Origin of the sequence: Ralstonia sp. AU12-08 (assembly GCF_000442475.1) — a bacterium.
Classification (GTDB): Bacteria; Pseudomonadota; Gammaproteobacteria; order Burkholderiales; family Burkholderiaceae; genus Ralstonia; species Ralstonia insidiosa.
The window spans coordinates 47,886-68,194 of sequence record NZ_ASZV01000015.1 but is presented as its reverse complement, the minus strand read 5'-3'; the positions used below and the strand labels follow the sequence as shown (position 1 = coordinate 68,194).

At 62.8% G+C, this 20,309-nt stretch carries 19 protein-coding genes; 12 read left to right on the top strand and 7 right to left on the bottom strand.

Annotated elements, in window-relative coordinates; all coding sequences use genetic code 11:
* Positions 1 to 24: 24 nt before the first annotated feature.
* From C404_RS39520 to C404_RS39505, 4 genes are all read right to left on the bottom strand, one after another.
* Positions 25 to 642, bottom strand: a complete 618-nt coding sequence (locus tag C404_RS39520; protein ID WP_021194296.1) for a uracil-DNA glycosylase family protein — start codon at positions 640 to 642, stop codon at positions 25 to 27.
* A gap of 4 nt (positions 643 to 646) precedes the next feature.
* A complete protein-coding gene (gene thrC / locus C404_RS39515) occupies positions 647 to 2,092 on the bottom strand; it encodes a threonine synthase (protein ID WP_031329208.1) in 1,446 nt (481 codons plus the stop codon).
* A gap of 10 nt (positions 2,093 to 2,102) precedes the next feature.
* On the bottom strand, positions 2,103 to 3,428 hold the full coding sequence (locus tag C404_RS39510; protein ID WP_021194294.1) for a homoserine dehydrogenase: 1,326 nt from the start codon (positions 3,426 to 3,428) through the stop codon (positions 2,103 to 2,105).
* Between the two features lie 101 nt (positions 3,429 to 3,529).
* Positions 3,530 to 4,963 (bottom strand): pyridoxal phosphate-dependent aminotransferase, encoded by a 1,434-nt coding sequence (locus C404_RS39505; protein ID WP_212635648.1) that lies wholly within the window; start codon positions 4,961 to 4,963, stop codon positions 3,530 to 3,532.
* A gap of 92 nt (positions 4,964 to 5,055) precedes the next feature.
* Here C404_RS39505 and C404_RS39500 point away from each other — a divergent pair, with 92 nt between their 5' ends.
* The 12 genes from C404_RS39500 (at position 5,056) to C404_RS39445 (ending at position 16,921) form a co-directional block, all read left to right on the top strand.
* Entirely contained in the window at positions 5,056 to 5,436 is a 381-nt protein-coding gene (locus C404_RS39500; protein WP_021194291.1) for an Mth938-like domain-containing protein, read from the top strand.
* A 4-nt stretch (positions 5,437 to 5,440) separates the two neighbouring features.
* Positions 5,441 to 7,111: a glycosyltransferase family 39 protein gene (locus C404_RS39495; protein WP_021194290.1), complete on the top strand. Its 1,671-nt coding sequence runs from the start codon at positions 5,441 to 5,443 to the stop codon at positions 7,109 to 7,111.
* A gap of 125 nt (positions 7,112 to 7,236) precedes the next feature.
* Entirely contained in the window at positions 7,237 to 7,608 is a 372-nt protein-coding gene (locus tag C404_RS39490; protein WP_021194289.1) for an EamA family transporter, read from the top strand.
* Between the two features lie 43 nt (positions 7,609 to 7,651).
* Entirely contained in the window at positions 7,652 to 8,812 is a 1,161-nt protein-coding gene (locus C404_RS39485; protein WP_021194288.1) for a DegT/DnrJ/EryC1/StrS family aminotransferase, read from the top strand.
* Between the two features lie 7 nt (positions 8,813 to 8,819).
* Positions 8,820 to 9,815, top strand: a complete 996-nt coding sequence (locus C404_RS39480) for a glycosyltransferase (RefSeq protein WP_021194287.1) — start codon at positions 8,820 to 8,822, stop codon at positions 9,813 to 9,815.
* Complete coding sequence (locus C404_RS39475; RefSeq protein ID WP_021194286.1) at positions 9,812 to 10,741, top strand: formyltransferase; 930 nt, start codon at positions 9,812 to 9,814, stop codon at positions 10,739 to 10,741. Before C404_RS39480 ends, C404_RS39475 begins: the two co-directional genes overlap by 4 nt.
* Before the next feature lie 16 nt (positions 10,742 to 10,757).
* Entirely contained in the window at positions 10,758 to 11,816 is a 1,059-nt protein-coding gene (locus C404_RS39470; RefSeq protein ID WP_021194285.1) for a bifunctional UDP-4-keto-pentose/UDP-xylose synthase, read from the top strand.
* Between the two features lie 30 nt (positions 11,817 to 11,846).
* Positions 11,847 to 12,740, top strand: a complete 894-nt coding sequence (locus tag C404_RS39465; RefSeq protein WP_021194284.1) for a 4-deoxy-4-formamido-L-arabinose-phosphoundecaprenol deformylase — start codon at positions 11,847 to 11,849, stop codon at positions 12,738 to 12,740.
* Positions 12,741 to 12,835: 95 nt separating this feature from the next.
* Positions 12,836 to 13,300: a peroxiredoxin gene (locus C404_RS39460; RefSeq protein ID WP_021194283.1), complete on the top strand. Its 465-nt coding sequence runs from the start codon at positions 12,836 to 12,838 to the stop codon at positions 13,298 to 13,300.
* 464 nt (positions 13,301 to 13,764) lie between these two features.
* Positions 13,765 to 15,492 carry a PhoH family protein gene (locus C404_RS39455; protein WP_031329203.1) on the top strand — a complete coding sequence of 576 codons (1,728 nt, stop codon included), beginning with the start codon at positions 13,765 to 13,767 and terminating at the stop codon, positions 15,490 to 15,492.
* A gap of 119 nt (positions 15,493 to 15,611) precedes the next feature.
* Positions 15,612 to 16,037: a hypothetical protein gene (locus C404_RS39450; RefSeq protein WP_021194281.1), complete on the top strand. Its 426-nt coding sequence runs from the start codon at positions 15,612 to 15,614 to the stop codon at positions 16,035 to 16,037.
* Between the two features lie 164 nt (positions 16,038 to 16,201).
* Positions 16,202 to 16,921, top strand: coding sequence for a C40 family peptidase (locus tag C404_RS39445; protein WP_021194280.1), 720 nt, complete (start codon positions 16,202 to 16,204; stop codon positions 16,919 to 16,921).
* 71 nt (positions 16,922 to 16,992) lie between these two features.
* Here the strand turns inward: C404_RS39445 and C404_RS39440 are convergent, their stop codons facing one another.
* The 3 genes from C404_RS39440 to C404_RS39430 form a co-directional block, all read right to left on the bottom strand.
* Positions 16,993 to 18,003 (bottom strand): inorganic phosphate transporter, encoded by a 1,011-nt coding sequence (locus C404_RS39440; protein ID WP_021194279.1) that lies wholly within the window; start codon positions 18,001 to 18,003, stop codon positions 16,993 to 16,995.
* Between the two features lie 14 nt (positions 18,004 to 18,017).
* On the bottom strand, positions 18,018 to 18,644 hold the full coding sequence (locus C404_RS39435; protein WP_021194278.1) for a DUF47 domain-containing protein: 627 nt from the start codon (positions 18,642 to 18,644) through the stop codon (positions 18,018 to 18,020).
* 149 nt (positions 18,645 to 18,793) lie between these two features.
* On the bottom strand, positions 18,794 to 20,182 hold the full coding sequence (locus C404_RS39430) for a replicative DNA helicase (protein WP_021194277.1): 1,389 nt from the start codon (positions 20,180 to 20,182) through the stop codon (positions 18,794 to 18,796).
* Positions 20,183 to 20,309: the final 127 nt, after the last annotated feature.

The window sequence follows — 20,309 nt, the reverse complement described above, 5'->3', positions numbered from 1 at the left end:
ATGCCATGCATCAGCCCAGGCGTATCACGCGAATGCGTCCGCCAACGCGGCCCGCAGCGCCGGCACGATGTGCGCGTCAAACCACGGGTTGTGCTTGAACCAGGCGAGATTGCGCGGGCTCGGGTGTGGCAGCGGGAACAACACGCGGCCTTCCCCGTCCATCACGGGCCCGTTGCGGACCACGTCGGTGAGCGACCAGTCGCGCGGCACGTCGAGGTAGTAACGCTGCGCGTAGGTCCCGACCAGTAGCGCGAGCTTTACCTCGGGCATCGCCGTCAGCAAAGGGCGATGCCACTTGGGGGCACATTCAGGGCGCGGCGGCAGGTCGCCGTTTGCGCCAGTCCCGGGAAAGCAGAACCCCATCGGCACCACGGCGATGCGCTTGTCGGCGTAGAAATCGTCGTACGGGATTTGCAGCCACTGGCGCAGGCGATCGCCCGAGCGGTCGTTCCAAGGGATGCCTGTTTCGTGGACGATGCGCCCGGGTGCCTGCCCGATGATCAGCACGCGGGCGCGGCGATCCGCCACGACGACGGGGCGCGGCTCGTGCGCGACCGCGCCCTTGCACACGCGGCAGGCGCGGATGTCGTGCAGGCAGCTAGCGAACGCTGCCTCGGCTACGTCATCCGGCACTGCTGCCATGGGCTTACAGGCCCGTGTGCTGGGCGATGTAGCCCTTGATGCGGTCGGCATCCGCAGGCATGACTTCGAAACGCTGCGGCAGCGATTCAATGTCAGCGTAGCCGGCCGGGCGCTCCGGCTCACGGTCCAGCGCTTCGCGGATGGTGTCGCCAAACTTGGCCGGTAACGCCGTTTCCAGCACCACCATCGGCACACCCGGCGTCAGGTTTTCGCGCGCCACCTTCACGCCGTCGGCGGTGTGGGTGTCGATCATCGTGCCGTAAGTGGCAAATACGTCGCGGATCGTGTTGACGCGGTCCTCATGCGAGCTGCGGCCCGAGAGAAAACCGAACTCGGCGATGCGATCGAATTCCGGCTTGCCGGTCATCGAGAAACCGCCCTTCTCGTCCACGTCGCGGAACAGCTGCGCGAGGCGCGCCGGGTCACGGCCCAGCAGGTCGAACACGAAGCGCTCGAAGTTCGATGCCTTGCTGATGTCCATGCTCGGGCTGGACGTGTGGTACGTCTGCGCGGCCGAACGCACGCGGTACGTGCCGGTGCGGAAGAACTCGTCGAGCACGTCGTTCTCGTTGGTCGCAACGACCAGCTTGTCGATCGGCAAACCCATCATGCGCGCGATGTGACCCGCGCAGACGTTGCCGAAGTTGCCCGACGGCACGCAGAACGAGACCTTGTCGCCAATCTTCGGGGCGGCCAGCAGGTAGCCCTTGAAGTAGTAGACAACCTGCGCCACAACGCGCGCCCAGTTGATCGAGTTGACCGTGCCGATCTTCTGGCGGGCCTTGTACTCGTGGTCGTTCGACACGGCCTTGACGATGTCCTGCGCATCATCGAACACGCCTTCGATGGCGATGTTGAAGATGTTCTTGTCTTGCAGGCTGAACATCTGCGCGGTCTGGAACGCGCTCATCTTGCGGTGCGGGCTCAGCATAAACACGCGCACGCCGCGCTTGCCGCGCATGGCGTATTCGGCGGCGCTGCCGGTGTCGCCGGAGGTGGCGCCCAGGATGTTCAACTCGGCGTGCTCGCGGTCGAGTGCGTATTCGAACAGGTTGCCCAGCAGCTGCATCGCCATGTCCTTGAACGCCAGCGTCGGGCCGTTGGACAGGCACAGCAGCGACAGCGACGTGCCACCTTCATCGCCCAGCTTGTGCAGTGGCGTGATGTCGGCGGTGTTGTCTCCGGCGCGCGCGTTGCTGTAGACCTCGGCCGTGTACGTGCGGCGGGTCAGCGCGCGCAGGTCGTCTTCCGGAATGTCGGTGGCGAACTTGCGCAGGATCTCGAACGCGAGGTCGGCATATGGCAGATCGCGCCAGCGGGTCAGTTCTTCAACGCTGACTTGCGGGTACTGCTCGGGCAGGTACAGGCCGCCGTCCGGCGCCAAGCCGCCCAGCAGGATGCGGGAAAAACTCTGCGGCTCTGCGTGGCCGCGGGTCGATCGGTATTGCATGCTCATGACCTCAGTTCAACTCTTCCATGCGGATGCGCTTGACCTTCGACAGCACGGTCGGCAGCGCTTCGATGGCGGCAATGGCACCGTTCACGTGTTTCTCAACGGCCGTGTGCGTCAGCATGATGATGTCGGTCTGCGGCTGCGGCTCGCCCTCGCGCGATTCCTTCTGCAGCATCGCGTCGATCGAGATACCGGTTTTGGCCAGGATCTGCGTGATGTCGGCTAGCACGCCCGTCTGATCGGCCACGCGGATGCGCAGGTAGTAGCTCGAACGCACTTCGTCGATCGGCAGCACCGGCGTGTCGGACAGCGCGTCGGGCTGAAACGCCAGATGCGGCACGCGGTGTTCCGGGTCAGCCGTGTGCAGGCGGGTCACGTCCACCAGATCGGCGACGACGGCCGAGGCGGTCGGCTCGGCACCGGCGCCCTTGCCGTAGTACAGCGTCGGGCCCACGGCGTCGCCGTTGACGACCACGGCGTTCATCGCACCTTCCACGTTGGCGATCAGGCGTTTGGTCGGCACCAGCGTCGGGTGCACGCGCAGCTCGATCCCGGCTTCAGCACGGCGCGTGATGCCCAGCAGCTTGATGCGGTAGCCGAGCTCTTCTGCGTAGCGGATGTCGACGGCTTCCAGCTTGGTGATGCCCTCGACATACGCACGCTCGAACTGCACTGGCACACCAAAAGCGATCGCGCTCATGAGCGTGAGCTTGTGGGCGGCGTCAAAGCCCTCGATGTCGAACGTCGGATCGGCTTCGGCATAGCCCAGGCGCTGGGCTTCCTTCAACACGGTGTCGAAGTCCAGCCCCTTGTCGCGCATCTCGGACAGGATGAAGTTCGTGGTGCCGTTGATGATGCCGGCGATCCACTCGATGCGGTTGGCCGTCAGGCCCTCGCGCAGCGCCTTGATGATGGGGATGCCACCGGCCACCGCGGCCTCGAACGCCACCATCACGCCCTTGTCCTGGGCAGCCTTGAAGATCTCGTTGCCGTGCACCGCCAGCAGCGCCTTGTTAGCGGTGACGACGTGCTTGCCGTTGGCGATGGCGCGCAGCACCAGTTCGCGCGTCAGGTCATAGCCGCCGATCAGCTCCACGACGATATCGATCTCGGGCGAATCCACGATCGCAAACGGATCGTTCACCACGGGCACGGTCGCCCCGGCTTCCTGCACGATGGCGCGTGCCTTGTCGAGATTGCGTACGGCAATCATGGCGACTTCAATACCGCGCCCGGCGCGACGACGGATTTCTTCCTGGTTCCGTTGCAGAACCTTGAGGGTACCGCCACCGACGGTACCGAGCCCGAGCAGGCCGATCTTGATGGGATTCATGGGACGTATCGTAAAAACGGAAAGCAAAAAACGGACAGGGCAGACACTTCAGTCTGCCCCGCGAACAACATGTCTGACGGATGACCGAGCGAATTGCCGACTCAGGCGGCCCGGATGCCAGTACCGTGACGCTGACGGTACCGCTCCAGGAAGCGCGAAATTCGGCCAATCGCTTCACGAAGATCGTCTTCATGCGGCAGGAAGACGATGCGGAAGTGGTCCGGCGAGTGCCAGTTGAAGCCCGTGCCCTGCACCAGCAGCACACGCTCTTCTTCCAGCAGCTGGCGGATGAATTGCTGATCGTCTTCGATCGGGTACACGGCCGGATCGAGGCGCGGGAACATGTACAGCGCAGCCTTCGGCTTCACGCAGGTCACACCCGGGATCGCAGTGATCAGCTCGTGCGCCAGATCACGCTGACGACGCATGCGGCCGCCCGGCGCCACCAGGTCCTTGATGCTCTGATAGCCGCCCAGCGCAGTCTGGATCGCCCATTGCCCCGGCACGTTGGCGCACAGGCGCATCGACGACAGCATGTTCAGGCCTTCGATGTAGTCCTTGGCCGGGCGCTTGTCGCCCGACACGACCATCCAGCCGGCGCGGTAACCGCACGAGCGATAGCTCTTCGACAGGCTGTTGAACGTGATGGTCAGCACATCCTCCGACAGCGAGCCGAGAGCCGTGTGCTTGTTGTCGTCGAACAGGACCTTGTCGTACACCTCGTCGGCGAAGATCACCAGGCCGTGCTCGCGCGCAATCGCAATGATGCCGCGCAGCAGATCATCGGAATACAACGCGCCCGTCGGGTTGTTCGGATTGATGACGACGATGCCCTTGGTGTTCGGCGTGATCTTGGCGCGAATGTCGTCCAGGTCCGGCATCCAGCCGTTGGACTCATCGCAGTAGTAATGCACCGGCGTGCCGCCCGAAAGGCTGGTCACCGCGGTCCACAGCGGGTAGTCGGGCGCCGGCAGGAGCAGCTCGTCGCCCTGATCGAGCAGCGCGTTGGTCGCCAGCGAAATCAGCTCCGATGCGCCATTGCCCAGGTAGATGTCATCCAGCGTGACGTTCTTGATGCCCTGCTCTTGCGTGTAGTGCATCACCGCCTTGCGCGCCGCGAAGATGCCCTTGGAATCCGAATAACCGGCCGAGTTCGGCAGGTTGCGGATCATATCCAGCTGAATCTCTTCCGGGGCATCGAAGCCGAACGGGGCCAGGTTGCCGATGTTCAGCTTGATGATCTTGTGGCCGTCCTCTTCCATCTGCTTGGCCTTCTCGAGCACGGGGCCGCGAATGTCGTAGCAGACGTTATTAAGCTTGGCGGATTTCTGGATCGTTTTCACGGGCGATGTCGAGCGGGCTTGGATTGCGGATGATTTTGTAATGCAGCAAGGCGGCGAGGATGGCGCCACTTGCGCGGCAAGCGCTGCGCTCTTCCTTGCCGGGCGTCGCCGGTCGTTCGTGGCGTCGGGCGCGGCGGGCAAAGGAGAGAAAAAGATATAATTTAGCCCATTATGACAGACTTCGGCGGGCATTTTTGCAACGCAGCGAGATCGCCCCGGCAGTCTGAAACCTAGCGCTCTGCTGCTGTGTGCGCCGCAGCCAATGCGCCTGATGGGATTCCGCCTTGAAGCTCCATTCCTCCGATCCGACCGCCGTTCTCAATACCGTCACCGCCTATGGCGACGGCTATATCGAAATCAACAAGGTGCGCTACGAGCATTCGGTGCTCGTCATGCCCGAAGGTGCGGTCATACCGTGGGATGTCGCGCGCTTTGAAGACCTCACGCCCGAGCACTTCGCCCGCCTGCTGGAACTGGGTGCGGAGGTGGTCGTATTCGGCACCGGTAACAAACTGCGCTTTCCGCACCCGCGCCTGACCGCGCCGCTCACCGAGAAGCGTATCGGCGTGGAAGCAATGGACCTGCAGGCCGCCGGCCGCACCTACAACATCCTGATGCTGGAAGGCCGCAAAGCGGCGGCCGCATTGCTGATCGAACGCGCCTGACTGCATGCCGATCGACCGCTCTGCCAACGCGCCCGCCCTGCCCTGGCGCAATGCCTCCCTGTGGCTGCTGGCCGCCGCCTTTCTGGCTGTCTGGCTGGGCACACTGGGCTACCGCCACCTGATCCCCACCGACGAAGGCCGCTACGCCGAGATCGCCCGCGAGATGTTCACCACGGGCGACTGGGTGACCATCCGCTACAACGCCCTGAAGTATTTCGAGAAGCCACCGCTGCAGATGTGGGGCACGGCGCTCGCCTACACGCTGTTTGGCGTTGGCGACTGGCAGGCACGGCTGTTCACGGCGTTGTCGGGCATCGCCGGCCTCGTTTTCACGATGCTGGCAGCAGCGCGCTGGTGGGGCAAACGAATCGCCGTCATTACCGGGCTGGTCCTGGTGAGTGCACCAATGTGGAATGTGGGCGCACATTTCAATTCGCTCGATATGGGCGTGGCCGGCTGCATGACGATGGCGCTGGCAGCGCTGCTGCTGGCACAGCACCCGGATGCCACGCGCAGCCAGCGGCGCAACTGGATGTGGGCCTGTTGGGCATCGATGGCCCTGGCCGTGCTGAGCAAGGGCCTGATCGGCGTGGTGCTGCCGGGCTTCGTGCTGGTGGTCTACACACTCGTCGCGCGTGACTGGGCATTGTGGAAACGACTGCACCTGGTGACGGGGCTGATCGTCTTCTTTGCGGTGGGTGCGCCGTGGTTCGTGCTGATTTCTGCGCGCAACCCGGAGTTTGCGTGGTTCTTCTTCGTGCACGAGCACTTCCAGCGCTTCACCTCGACCGTGCACAACCGCAACGCGCCGCTCTGGTATTTCGTGCCGCTGCTGCTGGCGGGCTTCCTGCCGTGGCTGGCGCAACTGCCGGGCGCGGCACTCCTCTCCTTCGCTCGCAGTGAAACGGCCGCCAATGGCTTCCGGCCAACGCTCATGCTGGGCTTGTGGGCCACCCTGATCTTCGCGTTTTTCAGCATTTCCGACTCGAAGCTGCCGGGCTATATCTTCCCGATCATCCCGGCGCTGGCGGTTCTGGCTGCGCTGGTGCTGGATAAGACTAGCGAGCGCGCTTGGCGCTGGCAGCTCAAGGCCTTCCTGGCGTTGGCTGTGGTCGGTCTGGCGGCGAGCGGCTATGTCGCGACGATGTCGTCGGACATGTACCCGAATGCCGTGTTTTCGCGTTTTGGGATGTTCCTGGCGGTGGCCTTCGCTGCAGGCGCCGTTTTTACGTGGCTGGCACTGCGCTTTGCAGACAGGCGCTTTGAAAGTCTCACCGCGTTCGCCTGTGCGTGGTTCCTGACGTTTACGGTCGCCCTGCTCGGCCACGAGGCATTCGGGCGTTCGATGTCGGGTATCGATCTCGTACCTGCCGTCAAACCGTGGCTGAAGCCCGGCGTACCGTTCTATGCGGTGGAGCGACTGGACCATACAATGCCGTTTTACCTCGGCACGCCAACCACGATGGTGCAGCAGCCCGATGAACTGGCCTTCGGCATCGAGCAAGAGCCCACCAAGTGGATTCCGACCACCGAGGCCTTCGTGACCCACTGGAAGGAAGGCGGCCAGGCCGTCGCCATGATGGGGCCGGGTACGTATGACCGGCTGGCAGCCCAGGGCGTACCGATGATTGTGATCGCCCGAGATGCCCGCCGCGTGATCGTGCGGCGCAACTAGGTGCCACCCGCTTGTCATCATTCGGCCCCGCCGAAAGGGGCGTGCAAGCGGAATTGTCGTAACATGCGCCCCGGCGGTAGAGTCGCGGGGAAGCCGCCGCAGTTGGTAAAACATCAAAACAACACATGAATCTGGTCACTTTCGGGCTGATCCTGACAGGCGTCATGCTCAATGCCTGCGCCCAGCTACTGCTCAAGGCAGGCGTCAACAACATTGGCCGCTTTGCGTTCTCGGCCGAAAACATCGTGCCGATCGGCATCAAGCTTGCAACGCAGTTGCCCATCATCGGCGGCCTGTCGTGCTACGTGATTTCCGTGGTGGTGTGGATCCTCGGCCTGTCGCGCGTGGATGTGACCATTGCGTATCCAATGCTCTCGCTGGGCTACGTGGTCAATGCCTTCCTGGCGTGGTATCTGTTTGGCGAAGTGTTGTCGATCCAGCGACTGGTCGGCATCGCCATCATCCTCGTCGGTGTGCTCGTACTGGCCCGCTCATAAGCGGCTTGGCCTCCTCATCCTATTTACGTCCGCATTTGCCACAATGACGCAAACCAACGCCACTGCTGAACAACCGTTCCTGCCTTTCGTGCGCCCGACCATTGACGAGGCGACCATCGCCGCGGTGGCCGATGTGCTGCGCTCTGGCTGGATCACCTCGGGCCCGAAGGTCGCGGCGTTCGAAGCCGCGCTGTCGGAATACTTCGGCGGGCGCATCGTGCGCACGTTCGCCAACGGTACGGCCACGATGGAAGTCGCGCTGCGCATCGCGGGCATCGGCCCCGGCGATGAGGTCATCACCACGCCGATCTCGTGGGTGGCCACGTCCAACGTGGTGCTGACGGTTGGCGCCAAGCCGGTCTTCGTCGATATTGACCCGGTCACGCGCAACATCGATCTGGACAAGGTCGAGGCCGCCATCACGCCGCGCACGAAAGCGATCATCCCGGTCTACCTGTCCGGCCTGCCCGTCGACATGGACCGCCTGTACGACATCGCCCGCCGCCACAAGCTGCGCCTGGTGGAAGACGCCGCGCAGGCCATCGGCTCGCGCTGGGGCGACAAGCGCATCGGTGAGATTGGCGACCTGGTCAGCTTCAGCTTCCAGGCCAACAAGAACATCACCACCATCGAAGGCGGCGCGCTCGTGCTGAACACGCCCGAAGAAGCCGTGCTGGCAGAGAAGTACCGCCTGCAAGGCGTCGTGCGCACCGGCTTCGACGGCATGGAAGTCGACCTGGTCGGCGGCAAGTTCAACCTGACGGACGTGAACGCGGCCATCGGCCTGGGCCAGTTCGCGCAGCTTGAAGCCGTGACCGCACGCCGCGCCGCACTCGCGCGCCGCTACTTTGCCGCCATGCGCGCGGCCGACGTCGAGTCGTTCGGCGTCGAGCTGCCGGTGGAAGATTTCACGACCACCAACTGGCACATGTTCCAGATCGTGCTGCCACTGGATCGCCTGAAGGTGGACCGCGCCGAGTTCATGGCCGGCCTGAAGGCGCTGGGCATCGGCGCGGGCGTGCACTATCCGCCCATCCATCTGTTCAAGCTCTATCGCGAACTTGGCTGGAAGCCGGGTATGTTCCCAGTGGCAGAACGCATCGGCCGCGCTATCGTCACGCTGCCGATGTTCGCCGGCATGGAAGATTCTGACGTGGATCGCGTGGTCAGCGCGGTCCGCCAACTTTGCGCCCAGTACCAATAAGCCAATAATGAAGACACCCGCTCTCTCGGTCGTCATTCCTGTCTACAACGAAGAAGACGGGCTCGCCGCGCTGTTTGCGCGCCTGTATCCCGCACTCGATGCGCTCGGCATTTCGTACGAGGTCGTGTTCGTCAACGACGGCAGCCGCGACCGCTCCGCCGCCATGCTGGCCGAGCAGTTCCGCGCACGCCCGGACAGCACGCGCGTCGTGCTGTTCAACGGCAACTACGGCCAGCACATGGCCATCCTCGCTGGCTTCGAGCACGCACGCGGTGAGCGCGTGGTTACGCTCGACGCCGACCTGCAGAACCCGCCCGAAGAAATCGGCCGCTTGGTCGCCAAGCTCGATGAAGGCTACGACTACGTCGGCACCATCCGCCGTGTCCGCCAGGACAGCTGGTTCCGCCGGACCGCGTCTCGCGCCATGAACTCGCTGCGCGAGCGCATCACGCACATCAAGATGACCGACCAGGGCTGCATGCTGCGCGCCTACAACCGGACCATCGTCGACACCATCAACCGCTGCCGCGAAGTCAACACCTTCATCCCGGCACTGGCGTACACGTTCAGCAAGAACCCGACCGAAATCGAAGTCGATCACGAAGAGCGCTTTGCAGGCGAGTCGAAGTACTCGCTGTACAAGCTGGTGCGCCTGAATTTCGACTTGGTGACCGGCTTCTCGGTGGTGCCGCTGCAATGGTTCTCGGCGATCGGCATGCTGCTGTCGCTGGCCTCGGCCATCCTGTTCATCCTGCTGGTGGTGCGCCGCTTCGTGCTGGGCGCGGAAGTCCAGGGCGTATTCACGCTGTTCGCCATCACGTTCTTCCTGATGGGTGTGCTGCTGTTCGGCATCGGCCTGTTGGGCGAGTACATCGGCCGCATCTATCAGCAGGTGCGTGAGCGCCCGCGCTATCTGGTGCAGGGCGTGCTGGAAGACACGCCCCACCTGCACGAAGCCGGCCCGGCTGACCTGAAGAACAATTCGCAGCGGGGTGTTGCATGACGCGCCGTGCGGTTGTCTTCGCGTATCACAACGTCGGCGTACGCTGCCTGCGCGTGCTGGCGGCGCGCGGCATCCAGGTCGAGCTCGTCGTCACGCATGAGGACAACGCCGCCGAGAACATCTGGTTTGGCAGCGTGCGCGCCACAGCACAGGAACTGGGACTCCCCTTCATCACGCCAGAAAACGCGAACGGTGAAGACCTGCGCGCCCGCATCGCCGCCATCGCGCCGGACTTCATCTTTTCGTTCTACTACCGGCACATGATCCCGATGTCGCTGTTGAACCTCGCCAAGTTTGGCGCGTTCAACATGCATGGGTCGCTCCTGCCGAAGTACCGTGGCCGCGTGCCCATCAACTGGGCCGTCCTGCACGGCGAGACCGAAACCGGCGCCACCCTGCACGAGATGGTCGAGAAGCCGGATGCCGGCTACATCGTCGACCAGACCATCGTGCCGATCCTGCCGGACGATACGTCACACGAAGTGTTCGAGAAGGCCACCGTGGCCGCTGAACAAACCTTGTGGCGTGCACTGCCCGCGATGATTGCCGGACAGATTCCGCAGCACCCGAACGTGCTCGCCAACGGCAGCTATTTCGGCGGCCGCAAGCCCGAAGACGGCCGTATCGACTGGTCAAAACCTGCCCAGCAGGTCTACAACCTGATCCGTGCCGTCGCACCGCCCTACCCTGGTGCATTTACCGATGCCGGCAGCGAGCGCTATATCGTCGCGCGCGCCCGTCTGGCGCACCAAACCTTCACGAATTTGCCCCCGGGCTTGCACGTCGTGGATAATGCGACGTTCGGCGTGTGCGGCGATGGGGGAGCCATCGCCATCCACGAGCTCTGGCGCGTCGATCCCAATGCTGCCGGCGGCACGTCCGTCGTGACCGTGCAGCAGCTCGCCAGCCAGCTTGCCATCTCCTGATCTTGAGTTTGCCTTCATGAAAAAAGTACTGATCCTCGGCGTCAACGGCTTCATCGGCCACCACCTGTCCAAGCGCATCCTGGAGACCACCGACTGGGAGGTCTATGGCATGGACATGCAGACCGAGCGTCTGGGCGACCTGGTCAACCACCCGCGCATGCACTTCTTCGAGGGCGACATCACCATCAACAAGGAGTGGGTCGAGTATCACGTGAAGAAATGCGACGTGATCCTGCCGCTGGTGGCCATCGCCACGCCGTCGACGTACGTCAAAGACCCGCTGCGCGTGTTCGAGCTGGACTTTGAAGCCAACCTGCCGATCGTGCGTTCGGCCGCCAAGTACAAGAAGCACCTGGTCTTCCCGTCGACCTCCGAGGTCTACGGCATGTGCACCGATTCGGAATTCGATCCGGAAGCCTCGTCGCTCGTCTACGGCCCGATCAACAAGCCGCGCTGGATTTACGCGTGCTCCAAGCAGCTGATGGACCGCGTAATCTGGGGTTACGGCATGGAAGGTCTGAACTTCACGCTGTTCCGCCCGTTCAACTGGATCGGTCCGGGCCTGGACTCGATCTACACCCCGAAGGAAGGTTCGTCGCGCGTTGTGACGCAGTTCCTCGGCCACATCGTGCGCGGCGAGAACATCAAGCTCGTCGACGGCGGCAGCCAAAAGCGCGCCTTCACGTATATCGATGACGGCATTGACGCGCTGGTGCGCATCATCGCCAACAAGGATGGCGTGGCCTCGGGCAAGATCTACAACATCGGCAACCCGTCGAACAACTACTCGGTACGCGAGCTGGCCAACATGATGTTGGAGCAAGCCGCCAAGATCGACGAGTACAAGGACACCGCCAAGCAAGTCCAACTGGTGGAAACGACCTCCGGCGCCTACTACGGCAACGGCTACCAGGACGTGCAGAACCGCGTGCCAAAGATCGCCAACACCATGGACGAACTCGGCTGGAAGCCGACCACCACGATGCAGGACGCGCTGGCGAACATCTTCGAAGCGTATCGCATGCACGTGGCCGACGCCCGCAGCCTGGTCGAAGAAGGCAACGGCAACAAGTAAGCAACAGCAAAGCACCACCCGCGCAGGTTCATGGCCCTCATCGTCCTCAAGATCGACGTCGACACCCTGCGCGGCACCCGCGAAGGCGTGCCCAATCTCTCGCGCATGTTGCGTGAGCACGAGGCAGGCGCGACCTTCCTCTTCAGCCTCGGCCCGGATCACACCGGCTGGGCGCTGCGCCGGGCATTCCGCCCCGGCTTCCTGAAAAAGGTTTCCCGCACGTCCGTGGTCGAGCACTACGGCTTGCGCACGCTGATGTACGGCGTGCTGCTGCCCGGCCCCGACATCGGCCGCAAGGCCACCGCAGAAATGCGCGCGATTGCCGAGGCAGGTTTCGAGACCGGCATCCACACGTGGGACCACGTGCTCTGGCAAGACAACGTCCGCGAGCGCGATGCCGCCTGGACGGCCCGCCAGATGGGCGCCTCACACAAGCGCTTTGCCGAGATCTTCGGTCATGCACCGGTCACACACGGCGCCGCGGGTTGGCAGATGAACGACCACGCCTTCCGCCAGATCGACGCCTGGAGCATGGCCTACGCTTCAGACGGCCGCGGCACGCATCCGTACATCCCAAGCGTTGACGGTCAGGCACTGAACCACGTCCAATTGCCGACCACGCTGCCGACGCTGGATGAACTCATCGGTGTGGATGACCTGACGACGGAAACCGTCGCCCGGCACATCCTGAAGATGACCGAATCCGATCGCGACCAAGTGTTTACCTTGCATGCGGAGCTTGAAGGGCAGAAACTCGCCCCGATCTTCCGCGAGTTGCTGCAAGGCTGGCGTGCGCAAGGCCATCGACTGGCATCGATGGGCGACTACTACGCGACGCTCGATCGCAGCACCCTGCCCGTGCAGCCCGTCACGTGGGGCGAAGTTGCCGGCCGCAGCGGCAGCCTGATCGTTCAGCCGGCCTGATTCCTCTGGGCTCTGGTTCAGCGGCGGGCGCCGTGTTTCAGCGTTGCCCGTCCACGAGTTTCCCGTCTCTCCCCCGTGGTTTTCCGGAACACACCATGCCCGTCTCTCTCGACAAGCCTCTTCCCGATTTCTCCGCGCCGGCCACCAGCGGCGTCACGTTCTCGCCGGCATCGCAGCATGGCAAGATCGTCGTGCTGTATTTCTATCCGAAGGACAACACGCCCGGCTGCACCACCGAGGCAATGAATTTCCGTGACCAGTACGACGCCTTTGAAGCGGCCGGCGCCGTCGTGTTCGGCATCTCGCGTGACAGCCTGAAGTCGCACGAGAACTTCAAGGCCAAGCTGGAGATGCCGTTCGAGCTGATCTCCGACACCGACGAAGCCGTCTGCAATCTCTTCGACACCATCAAGATGAAGAAGATGTACGGCAAGGATGTGCGCGGCATCGAGCGCAGCACCTTCCTGATCGATGCCAAAGGCGTGTTGCGCAAAGAATGGCGTGGCGTGAAGGTGCCCAACCATGTGGATGATGTTCTAGCGGCAGTGCGCGCGCTGTAATCGCGCTTGTCACCCATGAGTCACCAAAGCGCCGCGCGGGGCACAACGGCGCTTGCTTTTGTGCCAGTTTCGCGTGGCCGCAACGCGACACCACACGTCACATGTGACAGATTGCAAATCACAAACGCTTCCGATACAGTCGGAACCGATGAGTACGAAATCCGGATGCCATTCCGATTGCCCACGACGGTACCGGCGGCCAAGTTGGCCTGATACCGCATCGGCGTTTTCCCCAGCAGCAAGGCTGGGCAGAACGTCCGAATCGTGCAACTTGCTGTGGCGCTCGTGGTACCCACCTAGGCCGCCCCACCTCTCGCAGGTCATGGCGGCTTTTTTGTGGCTGTCGTTCATGCGCACCGATGAGCGCCGCGGCGGCCCGTTCCCACATGTTTTCCACCAGCATCGCCCCGCCATGAGCGGGCGCGGTGTTTCGTCGTTGTTCCCTCCAGAGAGGTAATCTAAGCATGCCGCTGCCGACCATGCCCACCCAGCCAGCCCAATTGCTAGACCCGGCTGAATTCAAGCCTTTCGGCAAAGCCGGAAAGCCCAAGGCGGGTCAGGAACCTCGAAAACCGGTGCCCGCGCTCGAGCGCGAGGCGCTGTCCGAAACCGGCCGTGCACAACCGAAACGTGCGACCGGCAGCACGGCCCGTGCCCGTTCAGGCGAAGCTTCGCCGATGGCCAAGGAAGACGCCCGCCAGCGCCCGACCGTCGCCACCAAGACCGTCGACAAAGTGCCCGCCACCGACAGGTCAACCGAAACCGCTGCCCGCCGCCGAACCCGTCGCGATGAAGGTCCGACCAAACTGTTTGTGCTCGATACCAACGTGCTGATGCACGATCCGTCGTCGCTCTTCCGCTTTGAGGAACACGACGTCTATCTGCCGATGATGACGTTGGAGGAATTGGACAACCACAAGAAGGGCATGAGCGAAGTCGCGCGCAATGCCCGCACGGTCAGCCGCACGCTTGACCAGCTGGTTGCCGGCACCGACGGCGTGATGGACGAAGGGCTGCCGCTCGAAAAACTGGGGAACCGCGATGCGCAAGGCCGTCTGTTCTTCCAGACGCGCCTGAATGACATCAAGCTGCCCGACGGCCTGCCGCAGGGCAAAGCCGACAATCAGATCCTGGGCGTGGTGGCCGCGCTGCAGCAGCAGCGCCCGGATCGCAACGTCGTGCTGGTGTCCAAAGACATCAACATGCGGATCAAGGCGCGCGCACTCGGCCTGCCGGCCGAGGATTACTTCAACGACCGCGTGCTGGAAGACACCGACCTGCTCTACAGCGGTGTGATGGCCCTGCCCGCCGATTTCTGGCAGAAGCACGGCAAGAACATCGAGAGCTGGCAGGACCCGAAGACGGGTACGACGTTCTATCGCCTATCAGGCCCGCTGGTGCCGTCGTTCCTGGTCAACCAGTTCGTCTTCTTGGAGCCGAATGACGGCAGCCTGCCGCTGTACGCGCAGGTCAAGGAGCTGAACGGCAAGACCGCCGTGCTGCAAACGCTCAAGGACTACACGCATCAGAAGAACAACGTCTGGGGCGTGACCGCGCGCAACCGCGAGCAGAACTTCGCGCTGAACCTGTTGATGCACCCTGAGGTGGATTTCGTCACGCTGCTGGGCTCGGCCGGCACGGGCAAGACGCTGCTGGCGCTGGCGGCGGGCCTTGAGCAGGTGCTGGACCAGAAGCTCTACAACGAGATCATCATCACGCGCGCCACGGTGCCTGTGGGTGAAGACATCGGCTTCCTGCCTGGCACGGAAGAAGAGAAGATGCAGCCGTGGATGGGCGCCTTCGATGACAACCTCGAAGTCCTGCAGAAGTCCGACGACAACGCTGGTGAATGGGGCCGCGCTGCCACGCAAGAGCTGATCCGCTCGCGCATCAAGGTCAAGAGCATGAACTTCATGCGTGGCCGCACCTTCGTCAACAAGTTCCTCATCATCGACGAGGCACAGAACCTGACGCCCAAGCAGATGAAGACGTTGGTTACGCGCGCGGGTCCGGGCACCAAGATCATCTGCCTGGGGAACATCGCGCAGATCGACACGCCGTACCTGACGGAAGGTTCGTCCGGTCTGACCTACGTGGTGGATCGCTTCAAGGGCTGGAGCCACAGCGGTCACATTACGCTGGCGCGCGGTGAGCGTTCGCGACTCGCAGATCACGCGTCGGACGTGCTGTAACCGCCATACAGCGACGGGTTCGCCCGTCGCCAACTGTTGTGCCACAAGGCCGTGCAATTGCGCGGCCTTTTTCTTGCTGCATAGTCCTTGCCGTTCATTCACCTACAGGAGGCTCAACGATGTTCATGCAGCGAAATCCGCAGTTCCGCACGCGCTCGGCACTACCCTGGGTCGCGCTGGCAATGCTGTTGTCTGCCAGCGCGTCCACCGCGCAGGGCAAGAACCTCACGCCGCAGACCGCCGGTCAGATCAGCTACGTCTGTGGTGGCGTTGCCCAGGATGAACAACAGGCCTTGAACGCCGAAGCGAGCAACTACAACTTGTCTCTGTTGTTTACGCAGGGGCCGAGCGGCGAATACCTCGCCGACGTTCACGTTCAAATCACCCGACACGGGAAGGAAGTCGCAAGCTTCCGCGCCGATGGCCCGCGCTGCCTGATCAAGGCACCGCCCGCCAGCTATAACGTCATCGCCAGCTACCAGGGCACCACCAAGCGCGTCACGGTGCAGACCGGCAGTACGCGTAACGTGCAGTTGCGCTGGTAACACCTGCCCGCAAACCGCGACGCCATGGGAGGAAATTCCGCAGATCCGCACCCCGCTTGGCGTTGCGCCCCACCAACACGCCGCTTGGCCTGTGTCGGCCCGAATTTGGCATTTCGGGTGCCTAGCGCATAGCATGCGAGCTATCCGGACTTTCATGATGGCGCATGCTGACGCGGCACAGTTCTCCTCATGGCAACACCCGACTGGCAGGCGCTGCCCTGCTGGCGCTGGCATGCCTGCTGTCCGCCTGTTCATCGACGCCTACCCGCTCCACCGCCTCGCGCGATACCACCGGACTGCGCACACGCGGCGCCACGGTCAACGATCCGAGCGCGGGGCTGGAGGAGATCTCCATTGAAGCGATGGCGCTGGTCGGTACGCCTTACCGCTACGGCGGCAATACGCCTGACACCGGCTTTGATTGCAGCGGACTCGTCCGCTACGTCGTGCAGCGCGCCGCCTCGGTCAATCTGCCCCGTACCGCTGCTGAGATGGGCCGTCGCGGTACCTCGCTGGAACGCCGCGACGTGGCGTCGGGCGACCTCGTTTTCTTCAACACCACGGGCCAGCCGAACTCGCACGTCGGCATCTACGTTGGCCAGAATCGGTTTGTGCATGCACCGGCTACCGGCGGCACGGTGCGTCTGGAGGACATGACCAAGTCCTACTGGGCGAGCCGCTACATGGGTGCACGCCGTGTGGTGGCGGTCGGCAATCTGCCGGATGCCCCTGCGCCTGCAGTCACGCCGATCCCGGCAGCGCCTGCGACACCAGCACGGATGATCGACGACGACCCGCTGGGCGCCCTCGCCCGCGCACGCAGCACACCGTCCAACACCGTACCTGTGGACGACGATCCCATCGCCCGCTTCGCCACGCAATAGCGCGCCGGCACGTCCAAAACAAAACGCCCACCAATTTGGTGGGCGTTTCGCTTTACGCGTTGGCAATCGATTTACAGCACGTGCCGGCCGATCCACCAAGCAATCGCCGCCATGAACGCGGAAGCGGGAATCGTCAAAACCCACGCCCAGACGATATTGCCGGCGACACCCCAGCGTACGGCCGATGCCTTCTGCGCCGAGCCTACACCGACGATGGCGCCGGTGATCGTGTGCGTGGTCGACACAGGCACCCCCAGGGCCGACGCGAGGAACAGCGTCAGCGCACCACCAGTTTCTGCGCAGAAACCGCCCACCGGCTTGAGCTTGGTGATCTTCTGCCCCATGGTGCGTACGATGCGCCAGCCGCCCATCAGCGTGCCCATGCCGATCGCCACATAGCAGCAGACGATGACCCACACCGGCGGCTCTGCAGCCGTGGCCGACGCATAACCACCCGCGATCAGCAGCATCCAGATGATGCCGATGGTCTTCTGCGCGTCGTTGCCGCCATGGCCCAGGCTATAGAGCGACGCCGACAGCAGTTGCAGCCGCCGGAACCACCGGTCCACCTTGGATGGCGGCGTTCGGAAGAACAACCACGACACCGCCACCATCAGGATCGACCCGAGAATAAAGCCCAGCAGCGGCGAAATCAGGATGAAGGCAACAGTCTTGAGCAGACCGCTCGCCACCAGCGAGCCTGTGCCGGACTTGGCCACCGCCGCGCCGATCAAACCGCCGATCAACGCGTGCGATGAGCTAGACGGAATGCCGTAGTACCACGTGATGATGTTCCACGCGATGGCGCCCACCAGCGCCCCGAAGATGACGTAGTGGTCGACAATCGACGGATCGATCGTGTCCCGACCCACCGTGGTTGCCACCTTGAGATGGAAGATGAAAATGGCGATCACGTTGCAGGCGGCGGCCATCGCCACTGCCTGCTGCGGTTTGAGCACGCCAGTCGACACCACCGTAGCGATGGAGTTGGCCGCATCGTGAAAGCCGTTCATGAAGTCGAACACGATGGCCAATCCCACCAGCAGGACGACCACCCAAAGACTGATCTGAAGCGTATGCATGAGGCGTCGTCTCGTCAGGCGTTTTCGAGCACGATGCCTTCGATGATGTTGGCGACATCCTCGCAACGGTCCGTAACGCTCTCCAGTTGCTCGTAGATGGCCTTGAGCTTGATCAACAGCTTGATGTCGTTCTCAGTGCGGAACAGTTTGGCCATGGCGGCACGCATCACGCGGTCGGCTTCCGATTCGAGGCGGTCGATTTCCTGCGCGATGGTCAGGATCTGGCGGCCATTGTTCATGTCGCTGAGCAGCGCCACAGCCTTGCGGACTTCCTCGCAGCAGGCCACGCAAATGTTAGCGAGCTGGCGCGATTCATCGGTGACGTTGGTCACGTCATACAGCGAGATCGTGAGCGACACATCCTCCATCAGGTCGAGGATGTCGTCCATCGTCGTGATCAGCTTGTGGATCTCGTCGCGATCCAGCGGCGTGATGAAGGTCTTGTGCAGCAGCTCGATCGTGTCATGCGTGATGCGGTCCGCCTTCTTCTCGAAGTTCTGCACGTTGCGCGCATGCATTTCGGCATTGGGCAAGTCATTGACCAGCTCCTTGAGCGCATGGGCCGCCTTGACGGCGCACTCGGCGTGCTGGTTGAAGTATTCGAAAAACTTGCCTTCGGTGGGCATGAAGCGACCGAACATGATGATCCTTGAAAACGGAGGATTGCAGACGTCGTAAAAACAGCGCCGGACGGGATCACCGCGGGCGCTGTCATCAAAACGCAATATTTTACCGGAACCGAGCGCCCATCATGCGTGGCACGTTGTGGCAGACCGACAAGAAAAACAGATTACGTATCGTTGTCGAAGAAAGCATTGCCACCGGTGAAGTTATCGAACTTCGTGTATTCACCCAGGAACGTGAGTCGAACCGTACCAATCGGCCCGTTACGCTGCTTACCGATGATGATTTCGGCCGTACCCTTGTCTGGTGAATCCGGGTTATAGACTTGATCGCGATAGATGAACAGGATCACGTCGGCATCCTGTTCGATAGCGCCGGACTCGCGCAAGTCCGACATCACGGGGCGCTTGTTCGGGCGCTGTTCCAGGCTTCGGTTCAACTGCGACAGTGCGATCACCGGGCAGTTGAGTTCCTTCGCCAGCCCTTTGAGCGAACGAGAGATTTCCGAGATTTCGGTCGCACGGTTCTCCCCGTTGCCTGAGCCTGACATCAGTTGCAAGTAATCGATGACGATCAGGCCGAGCTGCCCGCACTGCCGCGCCAGACGGCGCGAGCGTGCACGCAATTCCATGGGGTTCAGCGCGGGTGTTTCGTCGATGAAGAGCTGTGCATCATTCATCTTCTGGATGGCGTGCGTCAGGCGCGGCCAATCCTCATCGAGCAGACGCCCCGTACGCAGTCGGTGCTGATCCAGCCGACCGACCGAACCCAGCATACGCATGGCGAGCTGCGTGCCCGCCATTTCCATCGAGAACACTGCTACTGGCAGCCCCTGCTCCACGGCCACGTGTTCACCGATGTTGAGCGAGAACGCCGTCTTACCCATCGACGGACGGCCGGCCACGATGATCAGATCCCCGCCCTGCATACCGCTGGTCATGCGGTCAAGGTCGACGAAACCCGTCGGCACGCCCGTGATGTCGCTCTGGTTGTCGCGGTGATACAGCTCGTCGATCCGCTCGACCACCTGCGTCAGCAGCGGTTGGATTTCAAGGAAGCCCTTCTGCCCGCGCGCGCCCTCTTCGGCGATCGCGAACACCTTGGATTCGGCTTCATCCAACAGTTGGCGCACATCGCGGCCCTGCGGGTTGAAGGCGCCGGCAGAGATTTCGTCGGCAATCGTCACCAGTTGGCGCAGCACACCACGGTCACGAACGATCTCGGCATAGCGTCGGATGTTGGCCGCGCTCGGCGTGTTCTGCGCCAGCGCGTTCAGGTAGGCCAGGCCACCCACCTCTTCCGCCTTGCCGACGACCTGCAATTGCTCATACACGGTGATCACGTCAGCCGGCTTGGCCTGTGAGATCAACTTGCCGATGTGATGGAAAATCAGCCGGTGGTCGTAGCGATAAAAATCGCCTTCGTTGATGAAGTCGGCAATACGATCCCAGGCAGCGTTGTCCAGCAGCAGCCCGCCGAGCACCGATTGTTCGGCCTCGATGGAATGTGGGGGCACCTTGAGGGAATCGAGCTGGGGATCGGAGGGCGCGTTCATGGCGGGATTATAGCGGCGCTGCTCGGTCTTCAATCTGAACCCCTGACACAAAAGACAACAAAAAAAGGCAGAGACTTTCGTCCCTGCCTTCTTGACTCGCGCCAGCCGGTCACCCGGGCGCCGCGAG

Excerpts from the sequence above, each read along its gene's own strand:
- C404_RS39520 (WP_021194296.1), bottom strand. The coding sequence starts at position 642 with ATGGCAGCAGTGCCGGATGACGTAGCCGAGGCAGCGTTCGCTAGCTGC.
- thrC (WP_031329208.1), bottom strand. The coding sequence starts at position 2,092 with ATGCAATACCGATCGACCCGCGGCCACGCAGAGCCGCAGAGTTTTTCC.
- C404_RS39510 (WP_021194294.1), bottom strand. The coding sequence starts at position 3,428 with ATGAATCCCATCAAGATCGGCCTGCTCGGGCTCGGTACCGTCGGTGGC.
- C404_RS39505 (WP_212635648.1), bottom strand. The coding sequence starts at position 4,963 with ATGCCCGCCGAAGTCTGTCATAATGGGCTAAATTATATCTTTTTCTCT.
- C404_RS39495 (WP_021194290.1), top strand. The coding sequence starts at position 5,441 with ATGCCGATCGACCGCTCTGCCAACGCGCCCGCCCTGCCCTGGCGCAAT.
- C404_RS39490 (WP_021194289.1), top strand. The coding sequence starts at position 7,237 with ATGAATCTGGTCACTTTCGGGCTGATCCTGACAGGCGTCATGCTCAAT.
- C404_RS39485 (WP_021194288.1), top strand. The coding sequence starts at position 7,652 with ATGACGCAAACCAACGCCACTGCTGAACAACCGTTCCTGCCTTTCGTG.
- C404_RS39480 (WP_021194287.1), top strand. The coding sequence starts at position 8,820 with ATGAAGACACCCGCTCTCTCGGTCGTCATTCCTGTCTACAACGAAGAA.
- C404_RS39475 (WP_021194286.1), top strand. The coding sequence starts at position 9,812 with ATGACGCGCCGTGCGGTTGTCTTCGCGTATCACAACGTCGGCGTACGC.
- C404_RS39470 (WP_021194285.1), top strand. The coding sequence starts at position 10,758 with ATGAAAAAAGTACTGATCCTCGGCGTCAACGGCTTCATCGGCCACCAC.
- C404_RS39465 (WP_021194284.1), top strand. The coding sequence starts at position 11,847 with ATGGCCCTCATCGTCCTCAAGATCGACGTCGACACCCTGCGCGGCACC.
- C404_RS39460 (WP_021194283.1), top strand. The coding sequence starts at position 12,836 with ATGCCCGTCTCTCTCGACAAGCCTCTTCCCGATTTCTCCGCGCCGGCC.
- C404_RS39455 (WP_031329203.1), top strand. The coding sequence starts at position 13,765 with ATGCCGCTGCCGACCATGCCCACCCAGCCAGCCCAATTGCTAGACCCG.
- C404_RS39450 (WP_021194281.1), top strand. The coding sequence starts at position 15,612 with ATGTTCATGCAGCGAAATCCGCAGTTCCGCACGCGCTCGGCACTACCC.
- C404_RS39445 (WP_021194280.1), top strand. The coding sequence starts at position 16,202 with ATGCTGACGCGGCACAGTTCTCCTCATGGCAACACCCGACTGGCAGGC.
- C404_RS39440 (WP_021194279.1), bottom strand. The coding sequence starts at position 18,003 with ATGCATACGCTTCAGATCAGTCTTTGGGTGGTCGTCCTGCTGGTGGGA.
- C404_RS39435 (WP_021194278.1), bottom strand. The coding sequence starts at position 18,644 with ATGTTCGGTCGCTTCATGCCCACCGAAGGCAAGTTTTTCGAATACTTC.
- C404_RS39430 (WP_021194277.1), bottom strand. The coding sequence starts at position 20,182 with ATGAACGCGCCCTCCGATCCCCAGCTCGATTCCCTCAAGGTGCCCCCA.